General features: G+C 49.2%; 2 protein-coding genes. Both read right to left on the bottom strand.

Annotated features, from left to right (window positions below; genetic code table 11):
- Positions 1 to 269: IS66 family insertion sequence element accessory protein TnpB (gene tnpB / locus KIU71_RS17710; RefSeq protein ID WP_214132637.1), on the bottom strand; the 269-nt coding region annotated here is incomplete at its 3' end.
- Positions 266 to 541 (bottom strand): IS66 family insertion sequence element accessory protein TnpB (locus KIU71_RS17705; RefSeq protein ID WP_214132636.1); only part of this gene is annotated, 276 nt, incomplete at its 5' end. The genes tnpB and KIU71_RS17705, both read right to left, overlap by 4 nt.

Raw genomic sequence — 541 nt, 5'->3', positions numbered from 1 at the left:
TGGGTTAAGTGCACACTCCCTGATTGGGCAGCAGGCCAAACAAACTTACCTTGCTCTAATCGCTTGTAGTACAAACACAGTCCCTGACCATCCCACCATAACAGTTTTACTCTATCACCACGGCGTCCGCGAAACACAAACACTTGTCCACCAAACGGGTCTTTTTTCAGCACATGCTGCACCAGTGCCGATAACCCATCAAAGCCTTTTCGCATATCTGTATGACCGGCGCACAGCCAGATGCGTAAATCATGAGATAAGGTGATCATGACAATGCCGACAACAACACACGCATCACCTGTGCATCAGCATTGTTAATCGTCACGCGATGACCGTTGGCGAGCTCTACCGTAATCGATAAAGTAGTCGGTAAAGCCGGTTTTGGTGATGACACGGCCACCGGTAAAAACGTAGAGGGTTCATTCAACTTCGCAACAGGCAACGACCCAGTAGCAATACGCACCCAACGCGCTTGCCCCTGCTTAGCTTCCCGCACCCAGCGAAACACCTGATTCGTATTAATATTATTTTCTCTGGCAAT

This window comes from Alteromonas oceanisediminis (genome assembly GCF_018474025.1).
Lineage (GTDB): Bacteria > Pseudomonadota > Gammaproteobacteria > Enterobacterales > Alteromonadaceae > Alteromonas_E > Alteromonas_E oceanisediminis.
The sequence above is the reverse complement of the archived record's forward strand: the minus strand, read 5'-3'. Positions and strand labels throughout refer to the sequence as shown.